General features: G+C 68.8%; 13 protein-coding genes. 9 read left to right on the forward strand and 4 right to left on the reverse strand.

All coding sequences use genetic code 11. The annotated features are described in order from the left end of the window. The first annotated feature begins 105 nt into the window (after positions 1-105). On the forward strand, positions 106-1,128 hold the full coding sequence (locus MB1_RS03145; RefSeq protein WP_084350875.1) for an oxygenase MpaB family protein: 1,023 nt from the start codon (positions 106-108) through the stop codon (positions 1,126-1,128). Here the strand turns inward: MB1_RS03145 and MB1_RS03150 are convergent. Next, positions 1,050-1,766, reverse strand: a complete 717-nt coding sequence (locus MB1_RS03150; protein ID WP_066903624.1) for a TetR/AcrR family transcriptional regulator — start codon at positions 1,764-1,766, stop codon at positions 1,050-1,052. The two genes, MB1_RS03145 and MB1_RS03150, sit on opposite strands and share 79 nt — an antisense overlap. A 191-nt stretch (positions 1,767-1,957) precedes the next feature. Between MB1_RS03150 and MB1_RS03155 the strand changes: the two genes are divergently transcribed. Continuing rightward, the gene (locus MB1_RS03155) at positions 1,958-3,433 is read left to right on the forward strand and encodes a cytochrome P450 (RefSeq protein WP_245650007.1); all 1,476 of its coding nucleotides are present in this window, start codon (positions 1,958-1,960) and stop codon (positions 3,431-3,433) included. Beyond that, entirely contained in the window at positions 3,430-4,248 is an 819-nt protein-coding gene (locus tag MB1_RS03160) for an SDR family oxidoreductase (protein ID WP_066903626.1), read from the forward strand. Before MB1_RS03155 ends, MB1_RS03160 begins: the two co-directional genes overlap by 4 nt. Here MB1_RS03160 and MB1_RS03165 read toward each other — a convergent pair. Further along, a complete protein-coding gene (locus tag MB1_RS03165; protein ID WP_218000179.1) occupies positions 4,223-4,951 on the reverse strand; it encodes a thioesterase II family protein in 729 nt (242 codons plus the stop codon). The genes MB1_RS03160 and MB1_RS03165 overlap by 26 nt on opposite strands. Positions 4,952-5,495: 544 nt before the next feature. Here MB1_RS03165 and MB1_RS26450 point away from each other — a divergent pair. Next, positions 5,496-5,930: an endonuclease domain-containing protein gene (locus tag MB1_RS26450; RefSeq protein ID WP_066903631.1), complete on the forward strand. Its 435-nt coding sequence runs from the start codon at positions 5,496-5,498 to the stop codon at positions 5,928-5,930. Between the two features lie 111 nt (positions 5,931-6,041). Here MB1_RS26450 and MB1_RS03175 read toward each other — a convergent pair whose 3' ends face one another. Continuing rightward, entirely contained in the window at positions 6,042-7,709 is a 1,668-nt protein-coding gene (locus MB1_RS03175) for a hypothetical protein (RefSeq protein WP_157083880.1), read from the reverse strand. 134 nt (positions 7,710-7,843) lie between these two features. Here MB1_RS03175 and MB1_RS03180 point away from each other — a divergent pair, with 134 nt between their 5' ends. The 5 genes from MB1_RS03180 to MB1_RS03200 all read left to right on the forward strand — a co-directional run bounded on the left by MB1_RS03180 (position 7,844) and on the right by MB1_RS03200 (position 14,746). Then, entirely contained in the window at positions 7,844-9,349 is a 1,506-nt protein-coding gene (locus MB1_RS03180; protein ID WP_245650008.1) for an SDR family NAD(P)-dependent oxidoreductase, read from the forward strand. 66 nt (positions 9,350-9,415) lie between these two features. After that, complete coding sequence (locus MB1_RS03185; protein ID WP_066904147.1) at positions 9,416-10,915, forward strand: glutamate-cysteine ligase family protein; 1,500 nt, start codon at positions 9,416-9,418, stop codon at positions 10,913-10,915. A gap of 42 nt (positions 10,916-10,957) precedes the next feature. Continuing rightward, positions 10,958-12,247: a saccharopine dehydrogenase family protein gene (locus MB1_RS03190; protein WP_066903635.1), complete on the forward strand. Its 1,290-nt coding sequence runs from the start codon at positions 10,958-10,960 to the stop codon at positions 12,245-12,247. A 317-nt stretch (positions 12,248-12,564) separates the two neighbouring features. Next, complete coding sequence (locus MB1_RS03195; RefSeq protein ID WP_066904149.1) at positions 12,565-13,536, forward strand: sulfite exporter TauE/SafE family protein; 972 nt, start codon at positions 12,565-12,567, stop codon at positions 13,534-13,536. Positions 13,537-13,669: 133 nt separating this feature from the next. Then, entirely contained in the window at positions 13,670-14,746 is a 1,077-nt protein-coding gene (locus MB1_RS03200) for a nucleoside hydrolase (protein ID WP_281189749.1), read from the forward strand. Between the two features lie 19 nt (positions 14,747-14,765). On the opposite strand, the gene meaB is transcribed toward MB1_RS03200, so the two are convergent. Further along, positions 14,766-15,803 carry a methylmalonyl Co-A mutase-associated GTPase MeaB gene (gene meaB, locus MB1_RS03205; RefSeq protein WP_066903637.1) on the reverse strand — a complete coding sequence of 346 codons (1,038 nt, stop codon included), beginning with the start codon at positions 15,801-15,803 and terminating at the stop codon, positions 14,766-14,768. Positions 15,804-15,813 lie beyond the last annotated feature (10 nt).

Consider the following 15,813-nt stretch of genomic DNA (forward strand, 5'->3'; position numbering starts at 1 on the left):
GCCTCCCTCTTCGGGGATGCCCGATGCGCGCTTGCCGGCGGGCGGCGCTGCCGCCTACCCTGATCGTGATACAGATTCGACTATTTGTTTCACGAGGAGAAGTCGATGACCGCCTCACCCTCGGAGCCGGACTCCGCCGCCGCGGCATTCGACGCACAGGTCGGGCATGCCGAACCGATATACCTCGACCCCGCGGACCACGACGCACCTCGCCTCGGCGCCGATTCGCTGCTCTGGAAGTTCTACGGGGATATGCGCCAAGTCCTCGGATTTCAGCGACTCGCCGGCACGGAGAACGCGATCGGCCAACTCGGACAGGGCGTCCTGGACCACTCGAAGATCTTCAGCGATCTACTGGGGCGCGCCCGGCGCACCGTTCCCCCGATCATGAGCGCGGTCTACGGCAGTGATCCGCACGCCTGGGGTCGGCAGGTCCGCGACTATCACCGCACCATCAAGGGCACGATGGACGACGGCTCGCGTTACCACGCCCTCAATCCCGAGCTGTTCTATTGGGCGCATGCCACATTCGTCGATCAGGTCCTGTACGTGACCGACACCTTCATCCGCCGGCTCAGCGACGCCGAGAAGGAACAGATCTTCCGGGAGAGCATGATCTGGTATTCGCTGTACGGCGTCAGCGCCCGCAGCCAGCCGCAGACATATGCACAGTTCCAACGGTATTGGGACGACATGCTCGACCGCTTCGTCCCGCACAAGACGGTGCGCTACGGCACAGGATACCTGCGCAAGGGCCTGCCCCGCCCTCGGCGGATCCCCGCCCCGGTCTGGCGGATCGTGTCGATCCCGCTCGACGCGGCGGTGCGGCTGGTGGTGATCGGCACCCTGCCCCCGCAGCTGCGCGAGGTCTGCGATCTGCCGTGGAACGAACGGCAGGAGCGGCGCTTTCAACGATTCGCGGCGGCCGTGCGGGCGTTGAACCCGGTGGTCAATCGCCTGCCGATGCGGTGGCTCTACGTGGAGTGCGCCCGCGCCGGGTGGGAGCGCGAGGGGATCGACCCTCGCAGTCTGCACAACCGAGCCGCGCCTCAGGTGGGCGGGGCAGTCTCACCGCCGGCCGTGGTGGGCGCGGTACCGAAGACCGCGTCGGGGTCGTCCGGGACGTAGTAGGCGCCCAGCACCGTGCCGAAGTGGACCGTCTGGTCGATGACCGTCTGCGCATCGCCGTCGATCTCGCCGGCCCGCCACTGCATCACCAGTTCGATGAAGCCGCCGACGCCCATCAGCACACTGCGCCGCAACTGTGCGCGGTCGAGTCGCGGATCGACTCGCGGGAGCGTACCGGCGAGGAGAATCTCGGATATACGCAGCACCATCGCATGCCGGCGCTGCTCGAGAGCGTCACTGCCGGAGTGCATTCCGAAGAGGATCGGTGCGCGTCGCGGGTCGGCGGCGACCTGTTCGACCACGGTTCGCACCGCGGTTTCGAAGACCTCCAGCACCGGCCGGTCGACACCCTCGATCATGATCGCGCCGAGGGTCTCGGTGATCCGGTCGAGGGTGTCGTCCCAGATGGCGGCCAGCAGGGCGTCCCGGTCGGTGAAGCTCTCGTAGAAGTATCGGTCGGTCAGGCCGGCGCGCGAGCACACACCGCGCATCGTCACCGCCGCCCAACCGCTCTCGCACCAGATGTCGGTGGCCGCGTCGATCAGCCGCCCGCGCCGCTCGCTGCGGCGTTGCGCGGTGGTTCGGCCACCCCACGTGGCCGGCTTGGCGCCGGTCGCGCTGTGGTCCGCCTCGGTCATCGCCCCATTGTGCCGCTTCACCGCCGTCTTCCGATCCCACCCGAACGCCCGGGACACCTTGTCCTTGACAACCGGGCCCCCCTCGGCGCTAATTGAGGGCAGGTGCCATCAGTTTGCGGACAGCCGCGGACCCAACCGAAGCGAGGTACCCGATCGTGTCCTCAACGCCAGTGCGCGACCATGCATCCCGGGTGAGACGCACCCTTCCGATCCCCGAGTCCCGGATCATCCGCAAGCGGGTCCTGCTCGCGACGGCCGCCGCCGCCGGGCGGGTGAACTGGAAGGTGCAACCGTTGGCCATTCCCCCGCCCGGCAGCGGACTCGAGCCGGTGATGGGCGAATTCGGCGTCCCCTGGATCGGCGCGGCGATCAATGCGATGACCGACCAATTGCGCTGGGGCCGTAGACACGTCGACAAGTACGGGGAGATCTCCTGGGCCGGGCTCTTCGGCCGCCGGGTGGTCGCGGCCATCGGGCCGGACGCGACCCGCGAGGTGCTGATCGACCGCGACAAGAACTACTCGGTCAAGGGCTTCGGCTTCCTGATCGGCCCCTTCTTCGACGGCGGCCTGCTGCTGCGCGACTTCGACGATCACCGCTACCACCGCCGCATCCTGCAGCAGGCCTTCACCCGTGGGCGTCTGGCCGGCTATCTCGAACTGACCACCCCGGCGATCCTCGACGGCCTGCGCCACTGGGAGCCGGACCCGGCCTTTCCCCTCTACGACCGCGGCAAACAGCTGCTGCTCGAACTGGCGACCACCGTCTTCGTCGGCGCCGACCTCGGCCCCGAAGCCGATCGGCTCACCCGGGCATTCGAGGATGCGGTGCGCGGCGGTCAGGCGATCGTCCGACACGACGTCCCCGGCGGCCGCTGGCGCCGCGGGCTGCGCGGTCGACGGATCCTGCAGGACTACTTCCGCGCCGCGCTGCCCGGCAAGCGCGCTGCCGAGACCGCCGACCTGTTCAGCGTGCTGTGCCACGCCCGCAGCGAGGACGGCGACCGGCTCACCGACGACGAGGTGATCGACCACATGATCTTCGTGCTGATGGCCGCCCACGACACCAGCACCAACGCCCTGTCGATGATGGGCTACTTCCTCGCCCGGCATCCACAGTGGCAGGAGCGGCTGCGCGCAGAATCGGTCGCGCTGGGCAAGGACACCCTCGAGTACGCCGACATCGCCGGCATGACCGGGTTGGAGTTGGTCTTCAAGGAGACCCTGCGGCTGACCGCGCCCGTCGGCCAGGAACTGCGGGAGACGGTGCGCGATACCGCATTGTGCGGCAAGTACATTCCCGCCGGCACCCTGGTCAACGTCAACCCCTATCTGACGATGCGCTCATTGCCCTGGAACGACCCCGATCGGTTCGACCCCGAACGGCACGCCGGCGAGGACGGTGCGGCGAACCGATTTGCCTTCGCCCCCTTCGGCGGCGGCGCCCACCAATGTCTCGGCCAACATTTCGCACGGATGACCGTCTTCGCGATCATGCATCGCCTGCTGCTCGACCACTCTTGGTCGGTCGCCCCCGGCTATACCGTGTCGACCAGCTGGGGCACCGGGCCAACCCCCGACGACGGGCTACCGATCCGGCTCGAACGGCGCCCGCCGACCGGCACGGCCGAGCCGGGCGCGGCACCGGCGGCGGTGCGCACCCGATGACCGTTGTCGCGATCACCGGAGCGGGCCGCGGGATCGGCCGCGCCACCGCCCGCAGGCTCGCCGCCGACGGCTACCTGGTGGCGATCGGCGACCTCGACGCCGACGCCGCACGCGAGGTCGCCGGGCAGATTCCCGGCGCTATCGGGCTGCCGCTCGACGTCTCCGACCCGACGCAGATCGCCGCCTTCCTCGACCGGGTCGAGGTCGACCTCGGCCCGGTCGACGTCCTGATCAACAACGCCGGGATCATGCCGGTCGCACCCTTCCTCGAGCACGACGACGCGCTCGCCCGGCGCATCGTCGACATCAACCTGCACGGTCCCCTCGCCGGGATGCGGGAAGTGTTGCCCCGCATGCTCGCCCGCGGCGGCGGCCACATCATCAACGTCGCGTCGATCGCCGGACGCCAGGGGGTACCCGGCGGGGTGGTCTACTCGGCCGCCAAGCACGGTGTCGTCGGGATGAGCGAATCGATCCGGCGCGAATACGGGGCGCGGGGCATCGCGGTCACGACGGTCTTTCCGGCGTTCACCAATACCGAATTGATCGCCGGCACCCACAATCTGCGCGGCTCGACGCCCGTCGAACCGGAGGACGTCGCCGAGGCGATCGCGAAAGTGCTCGTCTCCCGCAAGCCGGAGCTCTACGTCCCGAAGCGGTTCGGCCTGCTGATGCGGCTGTTGTTGGTGCTCCCGCCGGCGGTAGCCGACCGGCTGGCACAGCTCTCCGGCGCCAACAACTCGTTCCGCGACGTCGACACCCGTCGCCGCGCCGAGTACGACCGCCGGATCAGCCCACCAACCCCGAACGGATGATCGCGGCGACCTCGGGCAGGTGATTGTCGATGTAGAAGTGCCCGCCGCTGAAGACGTGTCGGGCGAAGGGGCCGGTAGTGTGGTGGGCCCAGTCGAGCGCCTCGTCCGGGGCGATCCGCGGGTCGTCGTCGCCGGTCAGCGCGGTGATCGGGCTGTCGACGACCGTGGCGACGTCCGGGACATAGCCCTGGAGGGCGCGGTAGTCGGCCCGCAATGCGGGCATGACCATCTCGAGGATCTCGGGGTTGTCGAAGACGTCGGCGGAGGTACCGGCCAGGCGCTTGACCTCGGCGAGGATCGCCGCGTCACCGCGATCGGCGAAGTTGTCCTGCCGGTGATGCTCCGGCGGGCGTCGCCCGGACAGGAAGAGGTGCTGCGGAGGCCGCTTGCGGGCGACCTCGAAGGCGATCGACGCGCCCATGCTGTGCCCGAAGTAACCGATCACCCCGGTGCCCGCCTGCGCGTCGAGCTCCCCGATCACCGCGTCGACCACCGCCGACAGGTCCTCGAGCGGCGGCTCGGAGAGGCGCTCGGCCCGACCCGGGTATTGCACGATCACCGGCTCCACCGCGGGCGAGAGCACCTTGGACAGCCCGTGGTAATAGCTGGCCGATCCCCCACCGTGCGGGAAGATCACCACCCGCGGCGCCCCCGCCGCCGGATGAAAGACCCGCAACCACCGACTCGCTCCCCCATATGCCACGGCGCCCCACCTTACCGTCCTGATCTGGTCCTCGAAGCCGCGGTGGGCGCGGCTTCGAGGACCGAGATTCCCTATCGGAACGGTGGCCGGCATCGCGACGTCCAAGGGACCATGCGGGTCTCGGAAGTGTTGCGGTCCCAAGACGGTGTGGTGACCAGCGCGCAGGCGCGGATGTGTGGACTCTCCCAAGATGCGGTCGACCGGCGGATTCGTTCGGCAACATGGCGACGGATGGGACGAGGCGTGTACCTCGCCTGCGATCGCGAGTACACCGAAACCGCCCGCGTCCGCGTGGCGGTCTTCGGAGGTGGCGACGGAGCGGTCCTCTCCGGCGCTGCTGCCGCGTGGTGGCACGGCCTGGTCTCCGCCGCACCCGCCGAGATCGAGGTGACGCGTGCCCCGCTCCAAACACCCGCGGTCCTGCGCCGGCGTCCGCTTCAGGCGGCGGCAACTTCCCGCGAAGGACGTGACCCACCGAAACGGCCTGCAGGTCACGGCACTACCACTAACGGCCATCGAGGCCGCCACCGTCTGTGGATTCGACGTGCTCGATACAGCCATTGCCCGACGGACCTCGCTTCGGGCGATCGAGGCCGCCCACCGCCGCAACCTCGGCCGGAAAGGCTCCCGCCGCGGCACGCTGATGCTCGAGGCCATGGCTTCCGGAGCGCGGTCCGGTGCCGAACGGCGCTTCGTCGCAATGCTGCGCCGCGCCGGAATCCGCGGATGGAAAGCCAACTTTCGTGTGTCGGGAGCAGTCATCGACGTGGCCTTCCCCGCCCTGATGATCGCCATCGAGATCGACGGCTTCGCCTTTCACAGCGACGCGCAGACCTTCGTCCGGGACCGCCGTCGACAGAACATGCTCGTCGCCGCCGGTTGGACGGTCCTGCGCTTCACCTGGCGCGACCTCGTCGACGACGAGGCGGCCGTCCTCGATCGGGTGGGCGCCGCGATCCGGTCCGCGCAGCCGCGCTGAGCGCGGCTCCGGGGACCGAATCAATTGGATGAGAGATGCTCGGCGACGATGATCTCGTGGACGAAGGTGCCGTTGGTTCTCGCGGCATTGAAGATGAGGAAGTTGCCGTCATCAGCCAGCACATACCCGGAGATGTCTGACAATCCCATGACCTCGTAGCGTTCGAGGCGGTCGCCGTAGATGCGGCGAAGGTCGGTGACGGAGTCGCCGAGGACAAAGCCCTCCTCGGTGGTGACGATCTGGTCGGGTTGTGGCCCTGTCTCCTCGAAGCCGACTTCGATACTCCGAAATGATCGGCCCTCGGTGTTCGTGGTAACCGAGAGATACGTCGGATAGCGTTCGGGCGCCAGGTCGGCAGACGGAGCTTCGTCGCATCCGCCCGTACAGGTTGACCTCCCGAAAGTCGACACCGGCAGCCCGCTCGATCTGGGCATCCGACATGCCGATCACGGCGTTGCCGACGGAGGTCGGTGTCACGATGACGATCGGATCCGTCCACAACCCGGTTGCCCGGCTCGGACGGTCGATCGTGATGAGGAAGCCGTCGAAGTCGAACATTGTGTCGGCGAGGGCGACGACGCCGACACCCAGCGTCTTCATCGCCGCCATCGCCCACAGGATGCGCTGAACCAACTCTGTGAGAATCGGGCCGAGGTCGGCATCGTCCAAGCCGAGTGCAGCGCAATCCAGAGCCATTCGAAGCGCACTGTCGAAGAATTTGGTCGCCTCGGCGGAGGATCCGAGTTCATTGGTCGCCATCTCACTGAAGCTGAAGAGACACTGCTGGCCCAGTAAGGCAGCCTCATAGGAATTCACCGCCCGCCCGGCACCGGCTCGTTTCATCATCATCGTGACGGTTCCGACAGCCAGATCCAGTGCCGTCAGCAGATAGGCGCCGGGGTCGGGGTGGAAGCGAACCTTGTCGTTGAGACGAACGACGTCGGAATCGACGGCCAAGTCGATCCGGCTTCCCGCGGGGAGGAGTTCGACGTCGTTTCCGGATCGCCGAGGAGGCGGCGTCATCAGATTCGCAACCTCGGCCAGAAAATCCCTCTGATCGATCCGCGCGACGGACAGTCCCGGCGTGTACTCGACCGATACGCCGTATCCGCGACCATTCGACGCCGCAAGGACAGGGCGCCCCGTCTCGGCGCCGAAGCACCACAGGACACGCGAATCCTGGTCACCGGTTGCCTGATATCCGGAATCGATGACCTTTCGCTCGTCGCGACAGCTCGGCGGATCAGCCCCGGAAGACACCAATTGGTCGATGCGGTCGCTCAGCCACCTCGACGCCGCATCGGCGATGTCTGCCCAGCGATCGACGAACCAGACGGAGAAATGGCCGGTGGTCACCACCAGGCTCCCGTCCTCGACCACGACGTCGGGCGCGAGAGACCGCGGCCCGTCGACGGATTCGGCGAACGTGACGACCGGAAGTGGTTCGCCGGCGTCGAGCTCCGGGAGCGGGAAGCGGAGGGTGACCGGCCCGATCAGATGAGTGTCGACGAGCTCGATCGACCACGCTGTGCCTTCGGCAACATCCGGAATCGGGGTGACCGTCAGCCGGCCGGTTCCGGCCAGCGACGTGCCGGGTATCCCAATGGTCACGCCACCTTCGAAGGGTCCGATTTCGTTGAATTCAGTGGGCGCAACCTCCACTCCGTCGGCACGGTCGAAAATGGCGCACCCCGCGACGATGAGCACGAGAGGAAGAACAAGCGCCAGCGCTGTTCTCGAGGACTGCAAGATTGGCAGACAATGGCGCTCATCACGCATCCGCGCACTTTAGCCCACCCATCGTCCACCGTATTCGAACCGCGATCACGACGCGGACGCTGCGCTCGTTGCGGGCGAGCCTGCGGCGTCGGGGACAATGAGGCGGTGGCAACAGAGCGCGAAGGGGTCGACAGGTGGTAACGGTAGTGCCGGACGGTCCGGTGGACGTGGCGGCGGCCGGCCCGGTCGGCGTCGACGCGGAGGAACTGGCGCGGTGTCTGGCGGTGCTCGAGCAGGTCGCGGAACTGCCCGACAGCCACCCGGACTCGGTGGCGGTGCAGCGCGCGGTGGCGGGCATCTTCAAGGCGCACAAGCAGCGGCGGCGCCGGGCCTCGCGCGATCGGGTGCAGGCGGCGGACAAGGCCGTGATCGCGGCGACGGCGACCGGGTCGGACAGCCGCATCGACGACGAAACCGCCGGGATCGCCCTGGTGTCCTCGGTGGCGGGCGCCGCGGCGGGCACCCTGCTGCGGGCGCGGGGCTGCTATATCTGCAAGCAGCGCTACACCGTGGTCGACGCGTTCTACCACCAGCTCTGCCCGACCTGCGCGGCGTTCAACCGCGGCAAGCGCGATCAGCGCACCGACCTGACCGGCCGCCGCGCCCTGCTGACCGGCGGGCGCGCCAAGATCGGCATGTACATCGCGCTGCGCCTCCTGCGCGACGGCGCCGACACCACGATCACCACCCGCTTCCCCCGCGACGCGGTGCGCCGCTTCTCCGCGATGCCGGACAGCGCGGACTGGCTGCATCGCCTGAGCGTCGTCGGCATCGACCTGCGCGACCCCGGCGCGGTCGCCTCCCTCGCCGACGACATCGCCGCCGCCGGACCGCTCGACATCATCATCAACAACGCCGCGCAGACCGTGCGCCGCGCACCCGGCTGCTATTCCGCGCTCGTCGACGCCGAGAACGAGGCGCTGCCGGAGGGCTCGACCGTCGCGATCACCGAGTACGGCCGCGAACAGGCCGAGCACCCGGCCCTGCTCGGCTCGCTCGACCCGGCCGCCCTCGGCGCGGGCACGCAGGTCGCCGGCACGACGTGGTCCGCACAGGAGGTCGCCGACCGGGCGCTGGTCGCCGGTTCCGCCACCGCCATGGCGATCCGCGCGGGCACGGCTATCGACGCGGGCGGCCTGACCCCGGATCCGGCGGCCACCAACAGCTGGGTCGACGCCGTCGACGATGTCGACCCGCTCGAACTGCTCGAGGTGCAGCTGTGCAACTCGGTGGCGCCGTTCATCCTGGTCTCGCGGCTGCGCAAGGCCCTTGCCGCGTCGCCGCACCGCCGGACGTACGTGGTGAACGTGTCGGCGATGGAAGGCCAGTTCGGTGGACGCCGCTACAAGGGCGCCGGCCATCCGCATACCAATATGGCCAAGGCGGCGCTGAACATGCTCACCCGCACCAGCGCGACCGAGATGTTCGACGACGGCATCCTGATGACCGCCGTCGACACCGGGTGGATCACCGACGAACGGCCCCAGCCGACGAAGCTGCGGCTGGCCGACGAAGGCTTCCGCGCACCGCTGGATCTGGTCGACGGCGCCGCCCGCGTCTACGACCCGATCGTGCGCGGCGAGGCGGGCGAGGATCTCTACGGCTGCTTTCTCAAGGACTACAGCCCCTGCCCCTGGTGATCCGCGCCCCGGACGGTTCGGTCGTTGGCCGCCACGACACGCGGCGTGACCACTACGATCGCCGGCATGGGTGACGAGGTCAGGCAGGAGCGCTTCACTCGACAGGACCGCCAGCGATTTCGTCGCAAGGTGCAGGACTGTCTCGAGGCGCTGGCAACCATGTTGGCGGACGACACGTTTGCCGTCGACGAGCCGCGGGTCGGCATGGAGATCGAGCTGAACCTGGTCAAGGACGACCTCACGCCGTCGATGGCCAATATGGACGTGCTCGAGGAGATCGCCGACCCCGACTACCAAACCGAGTTGGGGCGCTTCAACATCGAGCTCAATGTCGCACCCAAGCGGATGGCCGACAACGAGCTGATCGACCTCGAGGACGAACTGCGCCGCTCCCTCAACGCCGCCGACGCCCGGGCCCGGCGTATCGGCAGCCGCTTCGTGATGATCGGCATGTTGCCGACGCTCGAACAGCGCAACTTCGACGCCCGCTGGATCTCCCCCAACCCGCGCTACGGACTTCTCGACGAGCAGATCTTCGCCGCCCGCGGCGAGGACATGGCGATCGAGCTGACCGGGGCGCGCATGCCGGGCGCCTTCGACGCCGAGGTGATCGACATCGAATGCGACACGATCCTGCCCGAGGCGGCGTGCACGTCGACCCAGCTGCACCTGCAGGTCGCGCCGACCGAATTCGCCGCCTACTGGAACGCCGCCCAGGCCCTCGCCGGCGTGCAGGTGGCGCTGGCCGCGAACTCGCCCTTCTTCATCGGCCGGGCGCTGTGGCACGAGAACCGCATCCCGGTCTTCGAACAGGCCACCGACACCCGACCGCTCGAACTCAAGAACCAGGGGGTGCGGCCGCGGGTGTGGTTCGGCGAACGCTGGATCACCTCGATCTTCGACCTGTTCGAGGAGAACTCGCGCTACTTCCCGGCGCTGCTGCCGGAGTGCTCCGACGAGGACCCGCGTCAGGTCCTCGACGACGGCGGTGTCCCCACGCTCGCCGAGCTGCGGATGCACAACGGCACGGTCTACCGGTGGAACCGGCCGGTCTACGACACCGTCGACGGTCAGCATCACATCCGCCTGGAGAACCGCGTGCTGCCCGCGGCGCCGAGTGTGCTCGATGCGATGGCCGACGCCGCCTTCTACTACGGCACGCTGCGCTCGCTCGCCAAGGCGGACCGCCCGGTGTGGACGCAGATGTCCTTCGACGCCGCCTCCGAGAACCTGCACGCCGGAGCGCACGGCGCCTTCGACGCCCGCCTCTACTGGCCGGAGGTCGGCTGGATCACGCCGCAGGAATTGGTGCTGCGTCGGCTGCTGCCGCTGGCCGACGCGGGTCTGGCCGACCTCGGCGTCGCCGCGCAGACCCGCGATCGCTATCTCGGTGTGATCGAGGGGCGATGTCTTGCGGCACAGTCGGGGTCGGTCTGGCAGCGCGCCTCGGTGGCGGCGCGCGAGGAGGCGGGCCAGGAGCGGCCGACCGCGCTGACCGGCATGCTCGGCGACTACCTGGAGTTGATGCATTCCGGCGAGCCGGTGCACCGCTGGCCGCTGGGCTAGGTAGCACCGAACGGGCCGGACGGGCCGGGTACGGTAGCGCCCATGGCTGAGACGGTCCCTGACGGCAGCATCGAGGAATCCTCCGACGACCGCGAGTTCGACCTGACGCTGTTCGGCGCGACCGGCTTCGTCGGCCGGCTGACCGCGGAGCACCTCGCTCGCCGGATTCCGCGGGTCGCGCGGATCGCGCTGGCCGGCCGCTCGGCGGAGAAGCTCGAGCGGGTGCGGGCCGAGCTCGGACCGCGGGCTGCCGAGTGGTCGATCGTGGTCGCGGACGCCTCGGACGCCGCGCAGATGACCGACCTGGCCCGGCGCACCCGGGTGGTCGTCACCACCGTCGGCCCGTACATGCGGTACGGCCGGGAGCTGATTCGCGCCTGCGCCGAACAGGGCACGCACTACGCCGATCTGACCGGTGAGGTGCTGTTCGTCCGCGAGGCCTCGGACACCCTGCACGAGACGGCCCAACGCACCGGCGCGCTGATCGTCAATTCCTGTGGCTTCGACTCGATCCCGTCCGATCTGGGTGTGCTGAATCTGGCGAATACGATCGCGGCGGACGGCGAGGGTGAGCCGACGTCGACGACGCTGGTGGTGACCTCGATGCGCGGTGGCCTCAGCGGCGGCACCATCGACTCGATGCGCACCCAGATCGCGGCGATGACGGAAAACGCCGACAACCGCGCGACGGTCGGCGACCCCTATGCGCTGAGCCCCGACCGCGAGAAGGAACCCGATTTCGGCAAGGAGGGTGACTTCGGGCTGATCGACGCCGAGCAGGTCAGCTCGACCCTGCGGGGACGCCTCGCGCCCTTCGTGATGGCGCCGTACAACACCCGCGTCGTCCGCCGCTCGAATGCGTTGAGCAACTACCGCTACGGCCGGTCCTTCCGGTACCGCGAGGCGATGAGCGTCGGCAACTCCCGACTCTCCCCGGTCTTCGCGGCGGCGGTCGCGGCCGGCACCGGGCTCGCCGGCGCGGCTTTCGCGATCAAGCCGACCCGCACCGTCCTCGACCGGCTGCTCCCCAAGCCGGGTACGGGACCGTCGGAGTCGACCCGGGTCAACGGGCACTTCACCATCGACATCTTCACCACCACATCGACCGGCGCCCACTACCGTTCGCGGGTGGCGGCGAAGGGCGATCCCGGATACCAGGCCACCTCGGTGATGCTCGGCGAAGCCGGCCTCGCGCTGGCCTTCGACCATCAGCTGCTGCCCGCCTTCGAGGGCGGCGTCCTGACCCCGGCGGTCGCCCTGGGCACCACTCTGATCGACCGGCTGCGCGAGGAGGGTTTCACCTTCTCGGTCGATCGTCTCGATCCCAAGTAGCGTCAAACCAGACAAACAGGACATCGGCTCGGGCGCAAGGTAATTGCCCGGGCCGATTCTTGTTGTTCTCCCGTCGGGTGGGAGTCGACTACAGTCACGGCAACTGTTGCCGTGCGAGGGGGTGTCGATGAGCGCATCGCGCACCGATCGGTGTCCGCGCGACGACGTCCGCAGCGCGCCCCAACGTGCCGCAGGCCGTCGTCCCGGCTGTCGCTGACCGCCGACCGGCTACGACTCACTCCCCTATTTCGCTTCGTCCGGGTATCGCCTGTCCGATCCCGCCCGCGCGGAGCCCCTTCCCCCGAAAGCGCGTGATCATGCGTTCGTTGTTGATATTTGTGTTCGTCGGCGTGGGTGCCCAATTGGTCGACGGCGCCCTCGGTATGGCGTTCGGCGTGACCGCCTCGACCCTGCTGGTCCTCAGCGGCGTCGCCGCCGCCCAGGCCAGTGCCGCAGTGCATCTCGCCGAGGTCGGCACCACCCTGGCATCGACGGTGTCACACTGGAAGTTCCAGAACATCGACTGGTATCTGGTAGCGCGACTGGGTATTCCGGGTGCAGTGGGCGCCTTCCTCGGCGCGACGGTGCTGTCCTCGCTGTCCACCGAGAACGCCGCCCCGCTGATGGCGGCGATCCTGCTCGCGATCGGTGTCTATGTGCTGCTGCGCTTCTCGCTGCGCAAGCCGCCGGCCTTCTCGACCGGTCATACCCCGCACACCACGAAGTTCCTTGCGCCGCTGGGACTCTTCGGCGGCTTCATCGACGCGTCCGGTGGCGGCGGCTGGGGTCCGGTGACCACCAGTACGCTGCTGTCCCGCGGTAAGACCGCCCCGCGTCGGGTGATCGGCTCGGTCAGCGCATCGGAGTTCCTCGTCGCTATCTCGGCCAGCCTGGGCTTCCTGGTCGGACTGGGCAGCGAATTCCTCGACAACTGGCCCGTCGTGGTCGGCCTGGCCATCGGCGGCGTCATCGCCGCCCCGGTCGCCGCCTGGTTGGTCAGCCGGGTGAGCCCGGCGATCCTCGGTACGGCGGTCGGCGGCCTGATCATCCTGACCAATGCCCAGAAGTTGCTGAAGTTCTTCGACATCACCGGCCCGGTCGCGGTCGCCGTCTACGTGGTGATCATCGCCGCCTGGGCGTCCCTGGTAACCATCGCGGTGCGCCGCTCCCGGGCGCCGGAGTTCGTGCCGGACGACCTCGAGGACTCGGTGTCGACCGCTCCCGCCGAGCAGACCGTCGATGCCGGCGAGTCGGCCGCGTCCGACCGGCAGCCCGCCGAGGAACGGTAGTCGGGGCCCGCATCCGTCCAGGCCACAGCACGTACGGACCATATGGTTCGCCACGTGCTGTGGTCGGCAACAATACGACATACCGGCAATGGCGGCGACGCCCGTCGGCGCCCGACACACTAAGTTGGTCGGTGTGATCTCGCCGCATCCGGACGTCCGGGCCGACGCTTATCCCGTGCCGATCTTCCTGGATGTCGACACGGGTATCGACGACTCGCTCGCGCTCGCCTACCTCTTCTCGAGCCCCGAGGCGCAGATCATCGGCATCGCCTGCACCGCCGGGAATGTACCCACCGACCGGGTGGTCGCCAACAACCTCGCCTGGCTGGATCTGTGGGATGCGATCGGCATCGACGTCGCCCGGGGTGCGGACGGGCCCCTGGTCACGGGTCTGAACACCGCCGAGGACACCCACGGGGATTTCGGCGTCGGCTACGCCCGGCTCCCCCGGTCGCTTCGGCAGATCTCCCGTTTCACCGCCGCGCAGGCCTGGGTACACGCCGCCCGTCGGCAACCGGGTCGGCTGGTGGGCCTGGTGACCGGCCCGCTGACCAACCTGGCGCTCGCGATCCGGCTCGAGCCGCGGCTGCCGAAGCTGCTCAACCGGCTGATCATCATGGGCGGGGCGTTCGACCATCCGGGCAACACCACCCCGACCGCCGAATGGAATATCTCGGTCGACCCCGAGGCGGCCAAGGAGGTATTCGACGCCTACGGGGCCGCCGACGGCGCGACGCTGCCGGTGATCTGCCCGCTCGACATCACCGAGACGATGGTGATGACCCCGCAACACTTGCAGCGCATCGCCCTGCGCGCCGGCAGCAAGCCGATCGAGTTCCTGTCCCCCACCGACCCGATCGACCGTCGCTCCGAGGCCTCGATCCCGGTGCTGCGGCATCTGACGGACGCGCTGCGGTTCTACTTCGAGTTCCACGACAAGCAGGGCATCGGCTACGTCGCCCAGGTCCACGATGCCTTCGCCGCGGCGATCACGCTGCACCCCGGGATGGCGACCTACCGGCCGGCGACGGTCGACGTCGAACTGACCGGAACGCTGACCCGCGGATCGACGGTCGCCGACCGCCGCGGCTTCTGGGGGCGGCCGCCGAACGCGTACATCGCGACGACCTCCGAACCGGACGCCTTCTTCAACCACCTGATCGAGCGGATCGGCGAATCGCTGCGCCGCCGATCCGAGTACGCGCGCTGAGCGCGGGAAGCTCCCGCGCTCAGGTCGCGTCGAAGGCGGCGAGGATCTCGTCCGCGCCGGCAGCCGCGGTGACCCCACCGTCGGCGACCCGCTGCTCGACATTGCCACGCACGGACCGCACCCCGGGATGAGCCGCGAGGCGCCGAGACAGGTTGGCGCGCACCATCGTCCACATCCACTCGACCTGTTGCCGACGACGCTTCGCGTCGAACTCGCCGGCCGCGGTCATCACCTCGCGGTGCCGCTGCACCGATGACCAGAAGTCGTCGAGCCCGGTCCCCTCGAGCGCGCTGACGGTCAGCACGTCGGGCACCCACAATGCGTCGTGGTGGTGGATCAACCGCACCGCGCCGGCCAGCTCACGGGCCGCGGCCTTCGCCTCGATCGCATGCCGACCGTCGGCCTTGTTGACCGCGATCAGGTCGGCCAGTTCGAGGACACCCTTCTTGATGCCCTGCAGCTGATCCCCGGTTCGGGCCAGGGTCAGGAAGCAGAACACGTCGGTCATCCCGGCGACGGTGATCTCCGACTGCCCGACCCCGACAGTCTCCACAAGGATCACGTCGTAACCGAACGCCTCGAGCAGCGAGATCGTCTCGCGGGTCGCCTCCGCCACCCCACCGAGCGTGCCGGAGGTCGGGGACGGGCGGATGAAAGCCTCGGGCGCGACCGACAGCCGCTGCATGCGGGTCTTGTCACCGAGGATCGACCCGCCGGTGATCGACGAGGTCGGGTCGACGGCCAGCACCGCCACCCGATGACCCTGCTCGATCAACCGCATGCCGAGCGCGTCGATGAACGTCGACTTCCCGACCCCGGGCACCCCGGTGATGCCGATCCGCTGGGTTCCGCCGTTGTCGCCCACGAGGCGGGCCAACAACTCCGACGCCAACAACCGATGGTCGGCCCGGGTCGACTCGACCAGCGTGATCGCCCGGGCCAGCGACGCGCGGTCGCCACCGGTGATCCCGTCGACCAAGGCGTCGACGTCGTATCCCCGCCGGCGGACCGGTGCCGCCGGCGAGGGAGCAGACGATGTGCCCGCTTGCCCGGTCATCTCCGAATGT

Origin of the sequence: Millisia brevis NBRC 105863 (assembly GCF_001552615.1) — a bacterium.
GTDB classification, from domain to species: domain Bacteria; phylum Actinomycetota; class Actinomycetes; order Mycobacteriales; family Mycobacteriaceae; genus Millisia; species Millisia brevis.

Excerpts from the sequence above, each read along its gene's own strand:
- MB1_RS03145 (WP_084350875.1), top strand. The coding sequence starts at position 106 with ATGACCGCCTCACCCTCGGAGCCGGACTCCGCCGCCGCGGCATTCGAC.
- MB1_RS03150 (WP_066903624.1), bottom strand. The coding sequence starts at position 1,766 with ATGACCGAGGCGGACCACAGCGCGACCGGCGCCAAGCCGGCCACGTGG.
- MB1_RS03160 (WP_066903626.1), top strand. The coding sequence starts at position 3,430 with ATGACCGTTGTCGCGATCACCGGAGCGGGCCGCGGGATCGGCCGCGCC.
- MB1_RS03175 (WP_157083880.1), bottom strand. The coding sequence starts at position 7,709 with ATGCGTGATGAGCGCCATTGTCTGCCAATCTTGCAGTCCTCGAGAACA.
- MB1_RS03185 (WP_066904147.1), top strand. The coding sequence starts at position 9,416 with ATGGGTGACGAGGTCAGGCAGGAGCGCTTCACTCGACAGGACCGCCAG.
- MB1_RS03190 (WP_066903635.1), top strand. The coding sequence starts at position 10,958 with ATGGCTGAGACGGTCCCTGACGGCAGCATCGAGGAATCCTCCGACGAC.
- MB1_RS03195 (WP_066904149.1), top strand. The coding sequence starts at position 12,565 with ATGCGTTCGTTGTTGATATTTGTGTTCGTCGGCGTGGGTGCCCAATTG.
- meaB (WP_066903637.1), bottom strand. The coding sequence starts at position 15,803 with ATGACCGGGCAAGCGGGCACATCGTCTGCTCCCTCGCCGGCGGCACCG.